General features: G+C 69.6%; 17 protein-coding genes. 8 read left to right on the top strand and 9 right to left on the bottom strand.

All coding sequences use genetic code 11. The features are described 5' to 3' along the window. Positions 1-33: 33 nt before the first annotated feature. Both J2X63_RS01655 and J2X63_RS01650 read right to left on the bottom strand, forming a co-directional pair. Positions 34-2,103 (bottom strand): acyltransferase family protein, encoded by a 2,070-nt coding sequence (locus J2X63_RS01655; protein ID WP_309973229.1) that lies wholly within the window; start codon positions 2,101-2,103, stop codon positions 34-36. A 304-nt stretch (positions 2,104-2,407) separates the two neighbouring features. Next, entirely contained in the window at positions 2,408-3,997 is a 1,590-nt protein-coding gene (locus tag J2X63_RS01650; protein ID WP_309973227.1) for a DUF2142 domain-containing protein, read from the bottom strand. A 300-nt stretch (positions 3,998-4,297) separates the two neighbouring features. Between J2X63_RS01650 and J2X63_RS01645 the strand changes: the two genes are divergently transcribed. Genes J2X63_RS01645 through J2X63_RS01635 form a run of 3 tightly spaced genes read left to right on the top strand, consistent with a single transcriptional unit; the run spans position 4,298 to position 7,910 of the window. Continuing rightward, positions 4,298-5,551, top strand: coding sequence for an acyltransferase (locus J2X63_RS01645; protein ID WP_309973225.1), 1,254 nt, complete (start codon positions 4,298-4,300; stop codon positions 5,549-5,551). A gap of 37 nt (positions 5,552-5,588) precedes the next feature. Further along, positions 5,589-6,650 (top strand): NAD-dependent epimerase/dehydratase family protein, encoded by a 1,062-nt coding sequence (locus J2X63_RS01640; protein WP_309973223.1) that lies wholly within the window; start codon positions 5,589-5,591, stop codon positions 6,648-6,650. Between the two features lie 6 nt (positions 6,651-6,656). Next, positions 6,657-7,910, top strand: coding sequence for a hypothetical protein (locus J2X63_RS01635; protein ID WP_309973221.1), 1,254 nt, complete (start codon positions 6,657-6,659; stop codon positions 7,908-7,910). 46 nt (positions 7,911-7,956) lie between these two features. Here the strand turns inward: J2X63_RS01635 and J2X63_RS01630 are convergent, their stop codons facing one another. Genes J2X63_RS01630 through J2X63_RS01620 form a run of 3 tightly spaced genes read right to left on the bottom strand, consistent with a single transcriptional unit; the run spans position 7,957 to position 9,990 of the window. After that, entirely contained in the window at positions 7,957-8,328 is a 372-nt protein-coding gene (locus J2X63_RS01630; protein WP_309973219.1) for a DUF2304 domain-containing protein, read from the bottom strand. Then, on the bottom strand, positions 8,325-9,062 hold the full coding sequence (locus tag J2X63_RS01625) for a glycosyltransferase family 2 protein (protein WP_309973216.1): 738 nt from the start codon (positions 9,060-9,062) through the stop codon (positions 8,325-8,327). The genes J2X63_RS01630 and J2X63_RS01625 overlap by 4 nt, the downstream gene beginning before the upstream one ends. A gap of 43 nt (positions 9,063-9,105) precedes the next feature. Further along, entirely contained in the window at positions 9,106-9,990 is an 885-nt protein-coding gene (locus J2X63_RS01620; RefSeq protein ID WP_309973214.1) for a glycosyltransferase, read from the bottom strand. Between the two features lie 140 nt (positions 9,991-10,130). On the opposite strand from J2X63_RS01620, the gene J2X63_RS01615 reads away from it, so the two are divergent. Continuing rightward, entirely contained in the window at positions 10,131-11,222 is a 1,092-nt protein-coding gene (locus tag J2X63_RS01615; protein WP_309973212.1) for a glycosyltransferase family 1 protein, read from the top strand. Positions 11,223-11,269: 47 nt separating this feature from the next. On the opposite strand, the gene J2X63_RS01610 is transcribed toward J2X63_RS01615, so the two are convergent. Continuing rightward, positions 11,270-12,034: a class I SAM-dependent methyltransferase gene (locus tag J2X63_RS01610; RefSeq protein WP_309973208.1), complete on the bottom strand. Its 765-nt coding sequence runs from the start codon at positions 12,032-12,034 to the stop codon at positions 11,270-11,272. Between the two features lie 211 nt (positions 12,035-12,245). Here J2X63_RS01610 and J2X63_RS01605 point away from each other — a divergent pair, with 211 nt between their 5' ends. Next, positions 12,246-13,871, top strand: a complete 1,626-nt coding sequence (locus tag J2X63_RS01605) for a DUF2142 domain-containing protein (protein ID WP_309973206.1) — start codon at positions 12,246-12,248, stop codon at positions 13,869-13,871. Continuing rightward, complete coding sequence (locus tag J2X63_RS01600) at positions 13,864-15,033, top strand: glycosyltransferase family 4 protein (RefSeq protein ID WP_309973204.1); 1,170 nt, start codon at positions 13,864-13,866, stop codon at positions 15,031-15,033. The genes J2X63_RS01605 and J2X63_RS01600 overlap by 8 nt, the downstream gene beginning before the upstream one ends. Here the strand turns inward: J2X63_RS01600 and J2X63_RS01595 are convergent. The 3 genes from J2X63_RS01595 to J2X63_RS01585 are packed head-to-tail and all read right to left on the bottom strand — an operon-like array spanning position 15,020 to position 18,164. Further along, complete coding sequence (locus J2X63_RS01595; protein ID WP_309973202.1) at positions 15,020-16,126, bottom strand: glycosyltransferase family 1 protein; 1,107 nt, start codon at positions 16,124-16,126, stop codon at positions 15,020-15,022. The genes J2X63_RS01600 and J2X63_RS01595 overlap by 14 nt on opposite strands. Continuing rightward, positions 16,123-17,295, bottom strand: coding sequence for a hypothetical protein (locus J2X63_RS01590; RefSeq protein WP_309973199.1), 1,173 nt, complete (start codon positions 17,293-17,295; stop codon positions 16,123-16,125). Before J2X63_RS01590 ends, J2X63_RS01595 begins: the two co-directional genes overlap by 4 nt. Continuing rightward, positions 17,292-18,164: a glycosyltransferase family 2 protein gene (locus J2X63_RS01585; RefSeq protein WP_396133098.1), complete on the bottom strand. Its 873-nt coding sequence runs from the start codon at positions 18,162-18,164 to the stop codon at positions 17,292-17,294. The genes J2X63_RS01590 and J2X63_RS01585 overlap by 4 nt, the downstream gene beginning before the upstream one ends. A gap of 55 nt (positions 18,165-18,219) precedes the next feature. On the opposite strand from J2X63_RS01585, the gene J2X63_RS01580 reads away from it, so the two are divergent. Both J2X63_RS01580 and J2X63_RS01575 read left to right on the top strand, forming a co-directional pair. Next, complete coding sequence (locus J2X63_RS01580; RefSeq protein ID WP_309973198.1) at positions 18,220-19,395, top strand: glycosyltransferase family 2 protein; 1,176 nt, start codon at positions 18,220-18,222, stop codon at positions 19,393-19,395. Next, positions 19,395-20,396 (top strand): glycosyltransferase family 2 protein, encoded by a 1,002-nt coding sequence (locus J2X63_RS01575; RefSeq protein WP_309973196.1) that lies wholly within the window; start codon positions 19,395-19,397, stop codon positions 20,394-20,396. The genes J2X63_RS01580 and J2X63_RS01575 overlap by 1 nt, the downstream gene beginning before the upstream one ends. The last annotated feature ends 10 nt before the right edge of the window (positions 20,397-20,406 follow it).

The raw sequence follows: 20,406 nt of genomic DNA, 5'->3' as shown, positions 1-20,406 counted from the left end.
GGCGGCCTCCGCTCCCGCGCAGGACGTGCGTCGTCAGCGGGGAAGCGCGGACTCCACGCGCGCACCGAGGAACGGCGCGAGCGACATCGCATACGTGTGGCTCACGTGGTTGTCGTCGGCGTACACGACGACGCCGCCGATGACCGTGTAGCACGTCGACTCGTCGCAGTACGCGTCGGTGAGATCGACCAGCGGGACACGTCCGCCGAGGGCCTTCAAAGCCTGCGTTTGCGGATCGTCCACGAATCCCGATGCCTTGGGGATGGCACACGGAGCGGAACGGACCGTGCTGGCCTCGAGACAATTGGGGATGTTGACCCGGCTCGTTCGGGGGATATCGCGGACGGCGACGACCGTCTTCCCGGAGTCCATGACCCGGCTCCACGTCGCTTCGATGTCGCTGGCGTGGAGTTGCGAGGCCTCCGGCACGCCGTCCTCCGCATATCCGCTCGTGAAGCTCGTGTAGACGACGGCGTCGATGCTCTCCGAGGAGACGAGCTCGTCGGTCACGCGTGCCGACCAGTCGGCGCACGCCTGCTCTTCGATCGGTGTCCTGGAACCGATCTCGACCGGTGATTCGGAGAGGCCGGGGCAGCCGAAGCGCACGAAGGTCGTCACGCGCCATCCCACTTGTCGGAAGTACTCGTCGAAGGCGTCGATGAGGGCCGCGGCGTGCGAGTCGCCGACGAGGGCCAGATGCCCAGCCGTACCGGCGGGATCGCCGTACTCGCAGGTGCGCCACGCCTCCGCGAGTCCCGTCAGGCACCAATCGGGGTCGAGGTCGTGGGCCGCGAACGCCAAGTCGGTGCCGGGAGGAAGGGCCAGACGATCGGGGCAGTCGCGCCCGCCGAGCATGGCGTTGGCGCCGAAGCACTCGGCCTGCGTCGCGAGCATCTGCTCCGCGACCGCTGCCGCGTTGTCACGTCGCTCCTCGATGGCCGACACCTGCACGGTCGCGACCATGATGAAGAGTGCCGTGCCGGCCGCGGCGAATGCGAACGCGACGCGGCGGTGCTGTACGAAGCCGCGCCAGTATCTGAAGGGATCCTCGATGAGGTACTTCGTCGCGATGGCCAGCACGATGGCCGCCCCGACGATTCCCACGCTCTCGGCGGTCGAGTAGGACCGGGCGAACATCACTGGGAACGCGATGATGAGCGGCCAATGCCAGAGGTAGATCCCGTACGAGAGGTCACCCACCGATTGGACGGCGCGCAGCCCCAGCACCCGCCCGGGCGCCCTCCGGCCGCTCGGGTTGCCGGCAGAGATCACCGCGAGGGCGCCGAGCACGGGGAACATGGCGACCCAGCCCGGAAACGGCGATCCTCCGTTGAGCAGGAGTGCGCCACCGATGATCACGCCGATGCCCGCCCATCCGAGCGCCCCGCTCGAAACGAGCCGGGTGCGACGGAGTCGCGACAGGAGGTGGGGCGCGGCGGCGGCGAACATCGCGAGGAGCCCGCCGGCAGCGAATTCCCACGCGCGGGCGAAGGTGTCGAAGAACGCGAACGGCTGCGCCACGGCGGTCGCGATGACGGAATAGGTCAGTGAGGCCCCGAAGACCCCCACCAGGCTGATCGAGATCCATCGACGGCGCGTTCGCGCGCTTGGCGCGGTCCCCCGTCGACCGGAGGCGACCTTCACAAGAGTCAGGACGACGGCGATGAGCAACGGCATCACGATGTAGAACTGTTCTTCCACCGACAGCGTCCAGAAGTGCTGCACGAGAGTGGGGCGATTCGCCGCGTCGAGGTAGTCGATCGACTCCGTTGCGAGCAGCCAGTTCAGGACATACGCGGACGCCGCGCCGATCTGGCGCAGGCTGTCCTCCACGACCGAGGGCGGCGACACGAGCAGGGTGAAGACGCATGACGCGGCGAGCACGGTGAACGCGGCGGGAAGGAGCCGCCGGATCCGTCTGGCCCAGAATGTGCTCAGCGCGACGCGGCCGGTGCGCTCCACGTCGCGAACGAGGTGGGCGGTGATCAGGAAGCCGGAGATCACGAAGAAGACGTCGACGCCGATGTAGCCGCCGGGCAATCGGGCGGGCCAGAGGTGGTAGAGGACGACCAGCGCCACGGCGAGTGCGCGAAGGCCCTGCACTTCGGGCAGGAATGCCGCCCGATGCCGGTGGCGGGCAGGCCGACCCGACCCTATCCACGAGCGTTTGGCACGTGCCGGCCTGGGCTGTGCGCTTTCGACTACGACCACGTCGGCCCTATGCGGCAGTCGCGCCATGGCGCAGCGTCGGGACCGATCGAGGCGTCGGATACGGCGCGCTCATCGGTGACGGCGTTCTGCCGCACCAAGTGGACCATCGATCGATGATCGTTCTCCCTTCAGGTGGTGTCACGGGATTCTAACGAAGGGATCCGCCGCTGAAAGACCACGCTCATGGCCGGTCGGATCAGCGGCTCGCATGGTGCGAGGATCCGGCTTCCTCAGTGGGGCCTGCTGCCGTCGGCGGTGCGCTGCCCCGGTGTTGGTCGGTCGCCGGCCGGGTATTCCACCAGATCCAGAGAGCGAGGGCAGCCACGGTCGCCGCGAAAATGAGCGGCGAAGCGAGAGTGCCGCCCGGCGGAGCCCAGGCGGGGGCGCGGACGAGTTCGCTCCAGTGGCTGGGCCACCCTGCCGCGTACCGGCGCAGTACGTGGATGAACGCATCGAGCTGCGCGAACGCCCACGCCGCGGCGACGATCGCGAAGAGGCGACGCGCCGACCAGGCCTCGAATCGCTCCCCGACCGCATCGTCGAGCAGGGCGGCCGCCACGATGACGAGGGCGGCGAACGCCGGCATGGTGTAACGGCCCTGCCAGATGTACCCGCCTTCCGCCACGTAGACGGCCTGGACGAGTGCGGGGAGGAGTACTCCGGCGCCCACGAAGCCCACAAGGACCAGCAGGCGTCGTCCGCGCAGTGCCGCCAATCCGAACGCGACGAGCCCTCCCACCAGCGCTGACCAGAGGAAGTAGGAGAAGGCGGGCGCCGACGTGTCGTTCCAGCCGAACTCTCCGACCACGCCGCGCGCGAAGTCGAACGTCCGCAGCACCATCTCGACGAAGCCGGCGAACGGGTGGGTGCCGACGCCGGGGAAGATCGCATCGGCCTTGTCGTCGGCCATTCCCGTGCCGAGCGAGTTGCTTCCGACGGTCCAGGCCACCGCCGCTGCGGCGGCGACGGCGGTGACGATCGCCGCGACGCGAACGGGCGTCGTCGCGAGCAGGCTCCGCATCCGTGTCCAACCGAGCAGCACCAGGGGCAGGAGGATGCCGACCGCAAGCCACATCGGGCTGATCCCGCGCATGTTCAACGCCACCACCGCACCGACCGCGATGACGATGCAGTGCGCCCTGAGCTGCTCGACGTTCCGGCCTGTCGAGATCGACACGATGCCGACGACGACGGCGAGCGTGCCTGCGACCTCGGGACCGCTCGGATTCACGACGCCGCCCAGGAACAGCACCATCGGCGTGACGGCGCCCAGCAGGCCGAGCATGGGGATCACGCGACGGGGCCAGCTGCCCACCACCATGAAGCTGAGCGCGAGGAGGCCCGAGGTGAGCAGAGCGCTCGCGAATCGCATCGCGTAGATGCCGGCGTCGTCACCGAGGATCAATGACGGCCAGCCGACCAGGAGGTAGTACAGCGGGTTGTAGAGGCCGGCCGTGGTGCGCGCGTCGACGAGTTCGTCGGGATCGCCCGGTTCGAATTCGCAGTCCGCCGGACGCTCGGGGTGGAACGCGAAGCAGGTCCTGGCGTGGGACCGCGCGATGGAGTTCGGGACCTGCACGATCTCGCCGAAGCCGGTCGTCTCTCCGACGAACTGGCCTCGCACGACCGAGGCCGCCTTCACCAGGTGCGCCGGCTCATCCGGCGCGGCGCTGATCGGCGTCGCGATGGCCCAAAGGGTGCACACGGCGCAGAGGAATGCCCAGGCGACGACGAACCGAACCCAGATCGAACGCTCGAACGGTCCGCTCGCCACTGAGTCCTCCATCGTCCGCCGATGCCTCGCGTCATTCGATTCGCCGCGGCACGGCTGGGTACCGACCGACGCTGGTGCGAAGAGTCGAGTCGCTCGCGCTCGAAAGTCGATCCGCGCAAACGACCTCAAGGATAGGCCAATCCGCGCTGCTCATCCTCGCATTCGGCGTCGAACGGTTCTCGATCCCTCCCGATGCGAGTCGGGAAGTGATCATGCTGCGCGGCTCCCGTAGACTGAGTGCGCTGAGCGGGTGAGTTGCGCCCACGTTTCGTCAGCGCCGATGGACAGTTCGCCGGCGAATGGAAGCTGCTTATGACGTCGACCGAGACCGCCGGACTGCTCCCCGAGAAGGTGCGCTGGGCAGCACCAGGATCCATCAGCGAGGCGCTGGCCGGACACCGCAACTCGCTCGGAGTGATCCGCCTCGTGCTCGCGACGATGGTCATCTTCGATCATGCGTTCCCGCTCGGCGGATTCGGGCCGAACCCGAGCCTCGGCTGGTCGCGCGGCCAGGAGTCGATCGGAGGATTCGCCGTCGCCGGGTTCTTCGCGATCTCCGGATACCTGATCGCGAAGTCCGGCCTCAACTCCGACGTGGTGCAGTTCCTCTGGCGGCGAGTGCTGAGGATCTTCCCCGCCTTCTGGCTCGTGCTGCTCGTCGGAGCCGCCATCGTGGGGCCGATCGCCTGGACCGTCAGCGGTCGCTCGCTGAGCTCGTACCTCACGTTCGGCCCGGGCGGCCCGGTGGCGTACGTCATTTCGAACGCGGACCTCACGATGCGCCAGTGGGGCATCCACGACATCTTCATCGAGACTCCGTACGGTCAGGTCGTCGATGGCAGCGTGTTCAACGGATCACTGTGGACCCTGGTCTACGAGTTCGGCTGCTACCTCATCATCGCCCTGTTCGTCCTCTTCGGAATCCTGCGGCGTGCACGGCTCGTCGTCGTCGGGGTGACCGTCTTCTACTTCATCATGGAGATCGTCTCCATCGTCGCGCCGGGAACAGCCGGACAGGTGTTCCCGAACTTCGGAGACGGCTACACCCTGAAGCTGGGCCTCATCTTCCTCATCGGTTCCTGCATCGCGCTGTACTCCAAGGAGATCGTCTTCCACGACGGGCTCGCGCTGCTCAGCATGGTGGTCGTCATCGCGACCCTCCGCACGGGCGGCTGGACGGTGATCGGCTACCCCGCATTCGCCTACGTGCTGCTGTGGTTCGCGGCGCGGCTGCCGAAGTCCATGCAGTGGATCGGTGCCAAGAACGACTACTCGTACGGCATGTACGTCTACGGGTTCCTCGTGCAGCAGAGCACCGCGGCGCTGGGGCTGTACAAGCTCGGCTACCTGCCCTGGGTCGCCATCACCATCGCCATCGCTGCCGGCTGCGCCTGGGTGAGCTGGCACGCGGTCGAGAAGCATGCCCTCGCACTGAAAGACTGGGGTCCCGGGCGAGGTGTCCGGTACTGGTACGAATCATTCCTCGGCTGGGTGCGTGCGATCCGGGGGCGCCGGGCCAGGCCCGCCGCCGACGCCGGTGCGAAGCCCGATCTCGACGTCGGCTAGGCTCGTGGGGTTGTCGAGGTCCTGAAGGGGAGTGCACGTGGCTGAGTTGGGAACCGTCCTGGTGACCGGGGGTGCCGGATTCATCGGTACGAGGATGTCCCAGTTGCTCGCCCACCGCGCCGACCGCTGGGTCGTCGTCGACAACCTCCACCCGCAGGTGCACGCAGAGGCCGTTCGGCCATCCGACCTCGCTCGCGAAGCGGAGCTCGTCGTCGCCGACGTCACGCAGCCCGAGACGTGGGACTCGATCGTCGCCGACACGCGACCCGACACGGTGCTGCACCTCGCTGCCGAGACCGGCACGGGTCAGTCGCTGCACGAGGCCAGTCGCCACGCGAACGTGAATGTCGTGGGCACGACCGAGATGCTCGACGGATTCGGTCGCGCCGGACACGTGCCGGCGCACTTCGTGTTCAGCGGCTCCCGAGCCGTGTACGGCGAAGGCGAATGGAAGCGGGAGGACGGCACGGTCTTCCGCCCGGGTCAGCGATCGCACGCGCAGCTGGAATCCGGCGAATGGGACTTTCCCGGCGCACGATCCCTGCCGAGTGCTGCGGCACGCACGTGGCCGGCGCCCACGAGCGTCTACGGTGCCACGAAGCTGGCCCAGGAGCACATCCTCTCGGCATGGGCCGCGGCTCGCGAGTCGAAGCTCACCGTGCTCCGGTTCCAGAACGTCTACGGTCCCGGCCAGTCGCTGTCGAACCCGTACACCGGAATCGTCTCGCTCTTCTCGCAGATGGCACGTCGCGGCGAATCGATCCCCGTGTACGAGGACGGCCTCATCACGCGTGACTTCGTCTACATCGATGACGTCGCCTCGGCCGTCGCCGCGGTGGTGACCTCGCCGCCCGACGCGGGCGTCAGTTGGTACGACGTCGGGTCCGGTACCGGGACGTCCATCCTTGAGCTGGCCACCCTGCTGGCGGAGTACCACGGCGCTCCGCGGCCGCACGTGAACGGCGCCTTCCGCGACGGCGACGTGCGGCACGCGTCCTGCGACATCTCCGACACGCTCGAACATCTCGACTGGCGCCCCGAATGGCCGGTCGAGCGGGGCATCGCCGCGCTCCAGGAGTGGATCGAGCGCACCCTGTGAGGTCGGGTGTCTGAGGGGCAGGGCACTCGCTCAGGCGCATCGTGGGTACTCTTCGCCACGGCGATCGGCGGAGGCGCCGGGTACGTGCTCTCCGCGCTCGCGGGCCCGCTGCTCGGGGGCGTCGCCTATGCGTCCTTCGCGATCTTCTGGTCGGCGCTCTACCTGATCGTCAGTGCGGCATCCGGTATCCAGCAGGAGGTGTCGCGCAGCGCGCATCCGGTCGAGCTCGACGCAGCGACCCCCGTGCCGCGGAATCGCAGCTATGCGCGACGGTTCGCCCTCGTCGCGGCGGCGACGGTCGGCGTCGCGGTGATCCTGACCTCACCGCTCTGGCTGTCACGCGCGCTCGGACCCGAGTGGGTCTCATTCGTCTGGCCGCTCGCATTCGGCGTCGCCTCCTATGTCATCGTGACGGTCTACGCCGGCGTGCTGTACGGTCTTCGACTCTGGCGTCCCATCGCCGGACTCATCATCATGGACGGCATCCTGCGACTGGTGCTCGTCATCGGGACGATGCTGGTCACCGACGACCTGGTGCTCATCGCCTGGGCCGTGGTCATCCCATTCCTGGCGGCGCCGCTCCTGAGCTGGCCGTTCACCAGGAGCTCCGTGGTCGCGCGATACGACCTCGACGCGGCACCGCGCCGGCTGGCGGCCAACTCGGCGAAGACGGTCGTCGGTGCCGCCGCGACGGGCGTGCTGGTCAGCGGCTTCCCGCTGATCCTCGGGGCGACCACGAGCGGCGCGCAGGCCGCCGAGTTGGCGGCCATCGTCTTCGCGGTGACCCTCACCCGTGCCCCGATCGTGGTGGTCGTCATCGCGTTGCAGAGCTACCTCATCGTGCGGTTCAAGACGCATCGCGATGCTGCCGGCCGTGACGCCGCGCGGCTCATCCTCGTGATCGCCGCAGCTGCGGCGGTCATCTCGCTGGTCCTGCTCGCCTGGGGGGAGTCCGTGTTCCGGCTCGTCTTCGGCGAGGAGTTCGCGCTGAACGGGGCGTTGCTCGCCGGCATCGTCGGCTCGGCGGCCGCGATAGGAGCGCTGTGCGTCACCGGCCCACTGGTGCTCTCACGGTCGCGTCACGCGCTCTTCACGGCCGGCTGGGTGGTCGCGGCGGTGGTGATGGTCGTCGCCCTCATGCTTCCCCTCCCGTTGGAGGTCCGCGCCGTCGTCGGGCTCTGGGCGGGCCCGTGCGCCGGGCTGGTCGTGCACCTGTCTGGCCTGCGGGCGCACGGCCGGCGTGCCGTCATGACGCCCTGATCGTCCGCCGGTCGGGAGCACCGTGCTGAATCGCCGGCGACGCCGTTCAGCGGGTGCGGTCGTTCTGAACTCGCTCCTCGAGCTGGTCGATCCGGAGGGCGTGCAGTGCGGATTCCTCGGCGAGCACCCGCACCTTGTCCTCGAGCCGGGTGAGTTCGGCCGAGTGCTGGATGTTCACGAGGAAGAGGATGAACAGGCTCAGGAAGAAGATCAGGTTGGTCGGGATCTCGATCCCGACCACTCCGGCGGCCCACACCAGCACCTGCGGGAAGACGCCGATGATGAGGGCCAGGACGCCGGCGATGAGCCACCACACCGCGTGTCGCTCGCGCAGGCGTCGCCGGCGCAGCATCTCGATGACGACGATGAGGGTGACCAGGGCTGCGAGGATCCCGAGGAGATAGGTCGCGACGCTCATGCGCTCACCACGGCCGCCCCCATGGATTCACGAGGGCGCAGGAGCGCGATCACGAGGGCCATCGCGGCCCGACCGAGGTAGGCGGTGGACTTCAGCGGATTGTGCGACGGGACGCCGCCGGTGCGCGCGCGCATGGCGACGGGAACCTGGCGCACGGTGCATCCGGCCCGCAGCGCGATCACGAGCGACTCGATCGTGTCACCGAGGTACTCGGCCGGGTAGGTGCGCGTGAAGAGCTCCAGCGCTCGCGGGCCGGTGGCGCGGAATCCCGAGGTGGTGTCGGTGAGGCGGGTGTGCGCGAGCCGGCTCAGCGCAAACGCGAGCACCGACATCGCCCATCGGCGCGGCCCGCGGACGGCATACGACCCCTCGCCCGCAAACCGCGCGCCGAGGACGACATCGGCATCGTCGAGCGCGGCGAGCAGGTGCGGCACGTTCGCCGGATCGTGCTGGCCGTCGGCATCCACCTGGACCACGTACTGGAAGCCGTGCGCGAGCGCGTACTTGAAACCCGCGCGCATCGCGCCGCCCACGCCGAGATTGAACGGGAGCACGATCACCGTGGCGCCGGCCCGGCGCGCGATGTCGGCGGTGCGGTCGCTGGAACCGTCGTCGATCACGGCGATTCGCGCGCCGGGGAGCTTCTCGCGCACCTCGGCCACGACGTCGGCCACCGAAGCCTCTTCATTGAGCGCGGGCAGCACGATGAGCGTCTGCTCGAGGCGGGAGGTCATGGTCCGATCCTACCAATCGCGCTCGCCGCGCCGGGCCGCACCACTAGGAGCCGAAGACGTGCTGGAGGAGGGCGCGCCGGCCGGCGGAGTTCCGGGCGCGGAGTGCGGCGGGGAGCTCGCTGGCGGCGTTCAGCCGCGACGTGAGGTGGTGCTTCGCCGCCGTGGCCGCCCGCCGCCAACCCAGCTCCGTGCACGCCGCAGCCGTCTCGCGGAAGAGCGTCGCCTCCTGCTTGAACTTGGAGCCATCGGGGCCCGTGACCGCCGAGACGGAAGTCGAGTGCCGGCGGTACTCGAAGCACACCACGTCATCGAGCACGAGCACGCCGCCCGCCATGGTGATCTGCATGAGCATCGCGAGGTCCTGCACCACGTCGAGGTCGGTGCGGAACGTGCGCGACCGGAGCTCGTCGACACGCCACACCAGCGACGGGAAGTACGTCCAGTTGCCTCGGAGCAGGCTCGTCGCGAGCGGCTCCCCGGACAGCGCGCGCGTTCCGCTGCCCTTGGCACGGTAGAGCGACTTCACCCGATCCGCGAGCGGATTCGACGGCGCCCCGTTCTCGTCGATGACGGAGACGCCCGGCTGGATGATCGCGGCGTCGGGTCGTGCCGCGATGATCTCCTTCACCCTCGACACGAAGTTCGGGCGGAGCACGTCGTCGCAACCCATGATCACGGCGAACTCGCTCCGCATCAGGCCGATGCACTTGTTGTAGTTCCGACTCGGCCGCAGGTTCTCGGTGTTCCGGATGTACGTGATGCGTTCGTCCTGAAGCGACTCGAGCCATTGCCCCGGACGCAGGTCGGGGTAGACGTCGTCGACCACGACGAGGCGCCAGTCGGGGTCGCTCTGCGCGAGGACGCTCTCGACGGCGCTGCGGAAATGATCGAATCGACCGTAGAACGGCATCATGATGTCGAAGGGCACTGGTTCGGGTCCTGATCGAAGTCGAGGGCGGGGACCATCCATGCTCCCACAACCAGTGCCCCGGACCGGATTCGCCTAAGCTGGAGCGGATGTCTGTGCACGAAGGTGGATCCGACGGAGCGCCCTCGGCCTCCGCTTCCATGGCGATTCGCGTCGCGCTCTCGATGCTCTCCCTGGTGCCCGGAGGAATGGGCGGCAGCGAGACCTACGCACGGCAGCTGTCCCTGGGCCTCGGGCACCGACGAGATGTCGGGCTGATCGCGGTCGTCCCCGGCAACGCCGCGGGATTCACCGGGCTCGCCTCTGAGCAGGCGGTGCCGTCGGTCGTCGCGAGGGACTCCACCATCGGACGGCTGGTCGGAATCGCGGCGGCGAGGTTGGCCGGGCGGCACGTCCGGCGCGGCCTGGACGATCGGGAGGTGGTGCACTACCCGTTCACGATCCCGGTGCCGCGCCCCGCTCGCGGTCAAGCCCGGGTCATGACCGTGCACGACGTCCAGCACCGGGACCTGCCGCACCTCTTCTCGCGTGCCGAGCGTCTGTTCCGCGTGTTCGCGTACGAGATCCCCGCCCGTCGCGCCGACCTCGTCATCACCATCAGCGAATTCGCCCGCGACAGCATCGTGCGCCATCTGCGGGTGCATCCCGATCGCGTGCGGGTCATCCCGCTCGGCGTGGACGCGGCCTCGTTCTCGCCGCAGCTCTCCGGACGTGAGCCGTTCCTCCTCTATCCGGCGCGAGGATGGCCGCACAAGAACCACGCCAGGCTCTTCGAGGCCGTGCGGATCGTGCGGGAGACGTGGCCGGAGCTCCGCCTGGTGCTGACCGGTGGGAACCTCGATGCGCTCGGCCCGGTTCCCGAATGGGTGGACGTCCGTGGGCTCGTTCCCGTTGAGGAACTCCACGACCTCTATCGCCGCGCGAGCGTGATGGTCTTCCCCAGCCTGTACGAGGGATTCGGACTTCCGCCGCTCGAGGCGATGGCGTCTGGATGTCCGGTCGCGGCATCCGATGCCGGCTCGATACCCGAGGTCTGCGGCGACGCCGCCGTGCTCTTCGACCCGACGGACCCGAGGGCCATCGCGCGGGGCATCCTCGAGGCGCTCGATCGATCCGACGACCTCGCCCGGCGGGGCCTCGAGCACGCGGCTCGCTTCACCTGGGACGCATGCGTGGACGCCCACATCAGCGCGTATCACGACGCAGTCGAGCTCCACCGCACGGTGGCCTGAGGGCCGGACCCGCCCTCAGCGAAGCGACGAGGAGCGTCTCGGAAGGGCTACCGCCGCGTTCGCGTGCGGGAGCGGCCACGCCTCGATAAACGTCGCTCGCCCAGGGTCGTGTCGCCCGCGCGACCCAGCACGGTGACGACGTTCGACGACGAGAGCACGACGGGGAGGTCGGGGAAGTACAGCGCCTTCGCGATCGCGCCGATGCACTTGATGATCACGCCGGCAGTCCAAGCGTGGAGTCCATGGATGACCGAGGTCTGGAAGCCCCGTCGTCTCGCACCTCGGATCCGAAGGATGGAGAGCCCGGCCTCCGCGGCGTAGAACTCGAGTTTCAGGACGCCGATCGCATTGACGTGCGTCACATCGCCGTGCTGGAACGGGTTCCCGATCCAGCTGTCCGCGTTCGGGAAGCGCAGGAGGATCACGCCGCCTTCCGCGAGCTTCGCGGACAGCGACCTGAGGAAGGCGACACTCGCCTCGGGAGGGACGTGCTCGAACACGTCGAACGCGGCGACGAGATCGAACGATCCGTCGGGAAGGGTATCGAGCTCGTCGGCTCTGAACGCCTGGTAGCCGGCAGCGCGGGCGAGCTCCACGAGTTCGGGCAGCAGTTCGGTGCCGGTGACATTCCAGCCCACGGAGCGGGAGAATGCGAGGAATGCCCCGTTGCCGTAGCCGATCTCGAGGACCGAGGCCGGCGGGTGGAGTCGACCGAGATCACGCGTCTCACGTGCGAAGTAGTCCTTGTCTCCGCGCGTGAGGACTCCGAATCCGTCGGCGCCCCATCCCTTCCAGCCCAAGTAGCCCGACATTGGTTCCGAGCGATCGTCCGGCCGCATGCCACCTCATCTCCGTCACCCGATGGTCGCACACGGGACCTCGCTCGCGGTATCGGGTCAGCGCTGCGAAGTGAGCCGAGTGGATTCGTCCAGCGGCGGAGTTCGTAGACTATGCAGCAACGGTGCCTCGTCGCCAGCGGAGCGGCGGCCCAGCCGCCCTCCCTGCAGAGCTGAAAGAGATACGTTGACTGGACTTCCCGGCGGCTCGGACGACACCGCAGTGCTCGAGGAGCAGGCCCGCGACCCCCGGGCCCGACGAGGATCGGCCTCCGTCACGTTCCTGTCGGCGTTCGCGGTCTTCGCGCTGCTCGGCATCCTCTGGTCGCTCGCGTCGCCCGTGTTCAGCGTTCCGGACGAGAACGCCCACGCCGTGAAGGCCATCGCCCAGGTTCGCGGCCAGGTGATCGGGTACACGCTGCCCGGGGTGAAGCACATCGTGGTCGACCTGCCGGAGGGCGACGAGTACCACTCGCACATGATGTGCTTCGCAACGCGTCCCGGGGTGCCTGCGGGCTGCAACGGCATCGAGCTCGGGGATGAGGGCGGGCAGGACTGGTTCAACACCTGGGTCGGTGCCTACAACCCCATCTACTACTACCTCGTGGGGTGGCCGAGCCTCATCTTCGACGGCAATGCGGCGGTCTACTCGATGCGGATCGCGAGCTCCCTGTTGGGCGCCGCATTCCTCGCGTGGGCGTTCCTCACCGCAGTGACCGCCCGAGGCGCCCGATGGATGCCGCTCGGCGTCGCGTTCGCCGCAGCGCCGATGAGCATGTACCTGATCGGCGGCGTCAATCCGAACGGCGTGGAGTTCGCGTCGGCCGTCGCCGTCTGGGCGGGGGTGCTCACGCTGCTGCAGACATTCGAGGACGGCGCCGCTCGCCCCGGACTCTCACGGACCGCGCTCTGGAGCGGCGTCACCCTCGCGTCGATCATGCTCGTGAACGCCAGGGCGCTCGGCCCGCTGTGGCTCGTCATCATCGTCGCGCTCTGCTTCCTGGTGAGCGGGTGGGTACCGGTGAAGCGGCTCTTCACGACCGGCCGGACCTACTGGTGGCTGGCGGCCATCGCCGCCGGCGGGCTCTTCTCGCTCGGCTGGACGCTCTCCGGCGGGAGCCTCTCGAACCAGGCCGAGGCATCCGATGCGCCGCTCGTCAACGGCACCTTCCTGCAGGGGTTCGCGCACACGATCCGCACGACGCCCGACTACGTCCAACAGGCGATCGGCTACTTCGGGTGGTTCGACACGCCGTTGCCGGTGTGGACCTACTGGCTCGTCATCGCGCCGTTCGCGCTGCTGGTGCTGCTCGCCTTCGTCGCGATCCGCCGCCGAAGCGCGCTCTCGCTCATCACCGTGGTGATCGCGGCGGTGCTCGTGCCCGCGCTCGTGCAGGGCTACAGCGTGCACCAGACGGGCATCATCTGGCAGGGCCGGTACGGCCTCTTCCTCTACCTGGGAATCACCGTCGTCGCGGGATGGCTGCTGAGCCGGGATGCTCCGGCCGTCCAGGTCCTCGCTCCGCGCGCCGCGTGGATCGCAACGTCGCTCATAGCGTCGTACGGGGTCCTCGCCTTCGCGCTGGTCCTCGTCCGGTACGTCATCGCGAAGGCTCCGTTGGCCGAGATGGTGACGGCGCCGCAATGGCAGCCGCCACTCGGGTGGCCCGCCCTCGTGGTGGGCTACGGACTCGCATCCCTCGCGTTGATCGCGCTCGTCGGCATCGCCACAGAGCGGATCGCGCGCCGCGATGCGATCGACCGCCCGTCGCGTGCGGTGGCGCCCCACGTCGAGGCCCCGGTCCGTGGCTGATTCCCGACGGCACGAGCCGCGCGTCGCGATCGCCTACGACTGCCTCTTCCCGATCGACACGGGCGGTGGCGAACGGGTGTACCGACGCATGGCCGAGCTGCTCGCCGCTCGCGGCGCCAGCGTCACCTACGTGACTCGAACGGGTCGCAGGCCCGGCCCCGGCGCGGAGTTCGCGGTCGCCGGCGTATGGAGCGGCGAGATCGCCGATGCCGACGGCACCCGCACCACCTCGAGCGCCGTCGGGTTCGCGCTCGCCCTGTTCCGCCACTTCGTGCGTCACCGGCGGGGCTACGACCTCGTCGTGGTCGCGGCGCTGCCGGTGCTCAACGTGTTCGCGGTTCGTCTCGCCCTGCTCGGGAGCCGCGCCGTCGTGGCGACCGACTGGCTCGAGATCTGGTCGTGGCGCAAGTGGCGCGACTACTCCGGGCTCGGCGTCGGGACGATCGCATTCGTGCTCCAGTCCGTCGGCGTGCACGTCGGGCGCATCCAGACGGTCAACAGCGGCTTCACCGGAGCGCGGCTGCGCAGATACCGCCGCCGTGCGGATCCGATCGTCCTCGGCCTCGTCGACCTGGTCCACCCATCGTATGCGCCGGCGCGGCGCGAGGGAGCGCCGACCGCGCTCTTCGTCGGACGGCACATCCCCGACAAGCGACTGGCCTCGCTGCCGGCTGCGATCGCGTCGGCGCGATCGGTCCTGCCCGATCTCGAAGCCGTCGTCGCCGGCTCGGGCCCCGAGACCGGGGCGGCGCGCCGGGCCGCCGAGCTGGCCGGCGTCGCCGACGTGATCCGGTTCGCCGGCCGTGTCGGAGAGGGGGAGCTCGAGGCGCTCCTCGCCGATGCGGCGGTGCTCGTGAACCCGTCCGCGAGGGAGGGGTTCGGCCTCGTGGTCGCAGAGGCGGCGTCGCACGGGACGCCCTCGGTCGTCGTCGCCGGCGAGGACAACGCCGCGGCGGAACTCGTGGTCGACGGCGTCAACGGATACGTCGCCGCGTCGGTCGACGCCGAGATCCTGGGCGACGCCATCGTCCGCGCCGTCCGAGGCGGGTCCGTCCTCCGACGATCCACGTCCGAGTGGTTCGACCGCGAGCGACGCGAGCGGTCGCTCGGGCGGTCCGTCGACGAACTCGTCGCCCGGTGGCGGGCGATCAGCGGCCGCTAGCCTCCACGTCCTCGAACACCCGGACCAGCGCCGCGCGGGTGGCTTCCGCCGTCGCCTCCCACGAGAATCGGGCCGCCCGGGCCAGGCCGGCTCGCGACATCTGCTCGCGCTCGTCGGGCGCCTCGAGGAGCGCCCGGATGCCCCGTGCGATGGCGTCGGCATCGGTCGGGTCGACGTAGAGGGCCGCTTCGCCCGCGACCTCGTGCATGACCGGAAGGTCGGAGACGATCACAGGGCAGCCGCGGGACATCGCCTCGAGCGGCGGGAGTCCGAAGCCCTCGAACCGCGTGGGGAAGACGAGCGCCGTCGCCTCGCCGTAGAGGGCCTCGAGCTCGTCGCGGGAGAGCCAACCGCGGAGGTCGACGAATCGCGCGAGGCCGAGACGCTCGACGACCGGAGCGAGCGGGTCGTCACCGTGGCTACCGGTGATCGTGAGACGTGGCCGATCGGGAACGGGTATCCGCGCGAGGGCCTCGAGGAGCGTCTCGAAGCCCTTGTGCGGCATCCGATTGCCCACCGCCAGGAGCAGGTCGTCGCGGCGCGCGCGAGGCGCAGTGGTGTCGAGCGGTCGCGAACCCGCGAGCGGCGTCACCGTGATTCGCCGGGATGGGACACCGAGGCACGCGACGAGGTCGTCGCGCGAGGCGCCGCTGACGGTGAGGAGCGCCGCAGCGGAGCGCGCCGCCGTCCTCACCATCCACCGGAGGGCACGGGCATGGGCCCCGGGGACGAACTCGGGGTGGCGGAACGCGAGCAGGTCGTGGACGGTGAGGACCACCGGCACGCGAGACCGCCATGGCCCGAAGTTCGCGGGGCAGTGCACGAGGTCGGCGCGCTCGCGACGGGCCGCCCGGGCGACGGCGAGCAGTTCGCCCCGTGCCCAGGCCACTCGATCCTCGCCGCTGATCCCGGAGTCGATGACGCGTCCCGGGAACCACGACACGTCGGTCGCCGCGAGCTCGGTCGATGCATACCCGACGTACTCGAACTCGGGATCGTCGACGGAGAACCGCGAGTAGACCTCCCGGACGTAGGACTCCATGCCGCCCTTGGTTCCGGTGAAGAACAGCAGGTCGACGAGCACGCGCCTCACGCGTCACCACCCGCGTCCACCGCTGCGGCCTCGCGAATGCCGCGCGCGAGGCGCCGACGGCGGGCCACCTCGTACACGACCGCCGAGGCGAGCTCGGCCACCAGGAGGCCGAGGAACACGGCGGGAAGGCTGTGCAGCGACAGGCCGATCGCGGCCAGGGCGAAGGTCAGCACCGAGACCGCGGCGCGCAGGCCGGTGACCAGGCGCACCTCGCCCGCGCGGCGAAGCGCCGCGAACGGGATCGTCGTCGCCAGCGATGCCGCACGCCAGGCGCAGGCGAGGAGGAGCGGCACGAGGGTCGCCGACTCGGTCCAGGCGGTGCCGAACACGAAGCCGAAGACCCCGGTCACCTCGAGCACGAGCAACGCGACCACGGCCGCCCCAACGGATGCCGCGGACACGACGATGTCGAGGCGCGAGTGCTCCTTGAGGAGCCGCAGGCGGAGGAAGTTGAGCGGGATTGCGAGCAGGCCGGACACGGTCGAGATGGAGGTGAACAGCACCGCATCGGCCGGACCGAGGAACGCGAGGATCATCGCGTTGAGGAGCGGATACACCGCGCCGGTGATGGCGGTGTCGGCGACGACCCACCCCATCACGGCCGGCTCGGGGCGGCTCGCGTGGTGCGTGACGGGCATGCAGCGCACGCACGTCGCCGCCGCGATGCCCACGACCAGCGGGATCAGTGCCCACTGCTGGTCGGCGAATCCGGCGAGGACTCCGACCAGTGCACCCACGCCGACGGCCACCGACGCCACGATCTCGCGTCGATCGAGGCGTTCTGCCACCGAGACCCCGCGACCCACCTCGAGAGCGGCGATCAGGATGGGCAGACCGACGGCGAGGGCGACGGCGTTCGGCGGGATGACGGCGAGCACGATGGCGGTCACGACCGAGATGGCGGCGAGCCAGAGAGGGAAGACGACGCGACGCTCGGTCGCGGCGGAGCTCAGGCGGGACTCCACGACGACCGCGAATGTGAGCTGACCTGCGAAGGTCGCGACGAGCACGGCGACCGCCAGGAATCCCTGCTCGTCGACCGTGAAGAGGCGCGAGGAGATCGAGACGGTCGCCGCGGGGATGACGGCTAGCGACACGCCGCCGAGGAGCGTGATGAGGCTGAGCGCAGCACGGCGGAGGCGCAGCGGCCCCGGCATCGGCTCGGTCATCTCGTCACCGCCGTCGTGGGCCCGCCGAACGCCCGCCCGAGTATGCCCTCGGATCGCCCGAGGAAGACGGGCCACCCGTCGCCGGGGGTGTTGGTGGACCGGTGTCGCAGTCCGAACGCGAGTCCGCCGGACACGAACGCGAATCGCCACCACCACGGGTACGGATGCCGCGCCACCACCCGTCCCATGCCCCGGCCATAGGCTCGGAGCTTCCGTCGCCGTTCCGCCGTGGACAGCCCCTGGGGGTCCGACACGCCGCCCACAGCGACGTCGGGTGGAAGCCAGTGGAATCCCGCGGCGAGGTCAGGCCGGAGCGCGGCCAGCCGGAGCAGCAGGTCGGTGGCCTCCCCGGCCTGCCAGGGACTCGGCGCACCGGTACCGAGGTCGGGATCGAACCCGCCGACCTCGTCGAACACCGACCTGCGGATGAGGAGGCCCATCTCGATCACGCTCCAGGCGTTCCAGCGGTCGAGGGGGGTCCCCGCCGGCGGCAGCCGGAACTTCGGTCCGTGCTCGTCCGCGACCGTCAACGCGCCCACCGCGATGCCATCGGCCGCCCGGCGGATGGCATCGACGCTCCCGTCGGGAAACCAGGTGGTGTCGTTCGGGAAGTGAAGCAGTCGATCACCCGGGGGAAGCGCGGCCACGCCGGCATTCCGACCGCGGGACGCTCCGCGTTCGGAGGTCGTGACATCGATGACCGTGCCGGCACCGCGGTACCGGTCCGCGAGCGCTTCGACCTCCTCGACGCGGTCCTGCGCGACGATGACGACGCGGTCGTCGGCTCGGAGTTGGGGGGCGAGGGATCGCAGGAGACGCTCGAGCGGTTCGGCACGGCCGAGCGTCGAGACCACGAGACCCAGAGACATTGCACCCATTCTGTACGATGGGGACGCTGCCCCGCGTACGACAGGACCCCTCGCCATGCCCACCTCCACCGAGACGATCGAACTCTCGATCGTCATGCCGTGCCTCAACGAGGCCGAGACGCTCGCCGTCTGCATCGACAAGGCACAGGGATACCTCGCCCGGAGCGGGGTGATCGGCGAGGTGATCATCGCCGACAACGGCTCGACCGACGGCTCCCAGGACATCGCACGGGCGCATGGAGCCCGCGTCGTCGACGTGCCCGCGAAGGGGTACGGCAGCGCGCTCATGGGCGGGATCGACGCCGCGCGCGGCGAGTACGTCATCATGGGCGACGCCGACGACAGCTACGACTTCTCCAAGCTCGACCCCTTCGTCGAGCGGCTCCGGGCCGGAGACCAGCTCGTCATGGGCAACCGTTTCCGAGGCGGCATCGCCGAGGGCGCGATGCCGCCGCTGCACAAGTACCTCGGCAACCCGGTGCTCTCCTGGATCGGTCGGGTGCTCTTCAGGTCGCCGATCAAGGACTTCCATTGCGGACTCCGCGGGTTCAACCGTCAGGCCATCCTCGACCTCCACCTGCAGACCACCGGCATGGAGTTCGCGAGCGAGGTCGTCGTCAAGTCCACGCTCGGCGGCCTCCGGGTCTCCGAGGTGCCGACGACGCTCGACAAGGACGGCCGCAGCCGCCCGCCGCACCTGCGCAGCTGGCGCGATGGCTGGCGTCACCTGCGCTTCCTGCTGATCTTCAGTCCGCGCTGGCTCTTCCTGATTCCGGGCGCGGTCGCCTTCTTCCTCGGCCTGCTCGGCACGCTGTTCATCAGCTTCGGGCCGATCATCCTGGGCGACGTGGGCTTCGACGTGTCGAGCCAGGTGTACCTCGCGGCCCTGACGGTCGTGGGCTACCAATCGGTGCTGTTCGCCATCCTCACCAAGATCTACGCGCAGCACGAGGGATTCCGGATACCCAGGTCTCGCAACTTCGACCGGCTCGAGCGACGCATCAGCCTCGAGAGCGGAGCGCTGGTCGGACTCTTCCTCTTCCTCATCGGTCTCGGCATCGCGATCGGCCAGTTCGCGACCTGGGCGGCGAGCGGCTTCGGCTCCCTCGACCCCTCGAGCACGATGCGCACGGCGGTGCTCGCCGCGCTGCTGATGATGCTCGGCGCGCAGACCATCATGGCCGGCATGTTCCTCGGCGTGCTGAACGTGGGCCTCAAGCGGAACCGCTGATGTCCGCCGAGACGGCGCCCCGGGTCTCCGTCGCACTCGGTACTCACAACGGGGTGCGCTTCCTGCCGCAGCAGCTCGAGAGCATCTTGGCGCAGACGTCGCCGGTCAACGAAATCGTGCTCAGCGACGATGCGTCGTCAGACAACACCACGGCGCTGGCGCGGCAGGTCGTCGCCGCTCACCGGGCCGCGACGGATGCCTCGACGCCCGAGCTCGTCGTCCTGGACAACTCCACCGCGCTCGGCGTGACGGCGAACTTCGAACAGGCGCTGCGGGCGGCATCCGGGGACCTCATCGCCCTGTGCGACCAGGACGACGTGTGGCATCCCGACCGCGTCGAGCGTGCGCTGCGCGAATTCGCGGCACGGCCGGGCCTCGATCTCGTCGCGGCGGAGGCCCGGCTCGTCGACGACGCCGACGAACCGATCGGCTCGTCGCTGTTCGAGACGCTCGGCGTCGACGATGGACTTCGCCGTCGGTTGGCCTCGGATGCCGCCTTCGAAGAGCTCCTCAAGCGCAACGTCCTGACCGGCGCGACGATGATGGTCTCGCGGTCGCTGGTCGAGCGGGCCGCTCCGTTCCCGGCGAGCTGGGTGCACGACGAATGGCTCGCCATGGTCGCGTCCGTCGGTGGCGGCATCGCCGTGGTGGCCGAGCCGCTGATCGACTATCGCCAGCACGGTGGCAACCAGATCGGCGTAGCCCGCCTCGGGCCGGGCGGCAGGGTCGCCCGGCTGCGTGAGCCGCGCACCGAGCGGAACGCCAAGCTGCTCGCCCGGGCCGAGGACCTCGCCGAGCGCCTTCCCTCCATCGCCACGGGCGATGCGCACGTCGAGTCCGAGGCGCGTGCGAAGCTCGATCACGAGCTCATGCGACAGGCCATCCCGCCACGGCGCCTGCGGCGCCTGACGCCAGTGTGGCGGGAGTGGCGCTCGGGCGCCTACAGTCGCTACGGCCGCGGAGCGCAGGACGTGCTGCGCGACCTCGTGCAGCCGGTCTGACACCATTCGT

The organism is Agromyces sp. 3263, from assembly GCF_031456545.1.
In the GTDB taxonomy this organism is placed as follows: domain Bacteria; phylum Actinomycetota; class Actinomycetes; order Actinomycetales; family Microbacteriaceae; genus Agromyces.
Note: the sequence above shows the minus strand (reverse complement) of the source record. Positions and strands in the feature narration are given on the sequence as shown.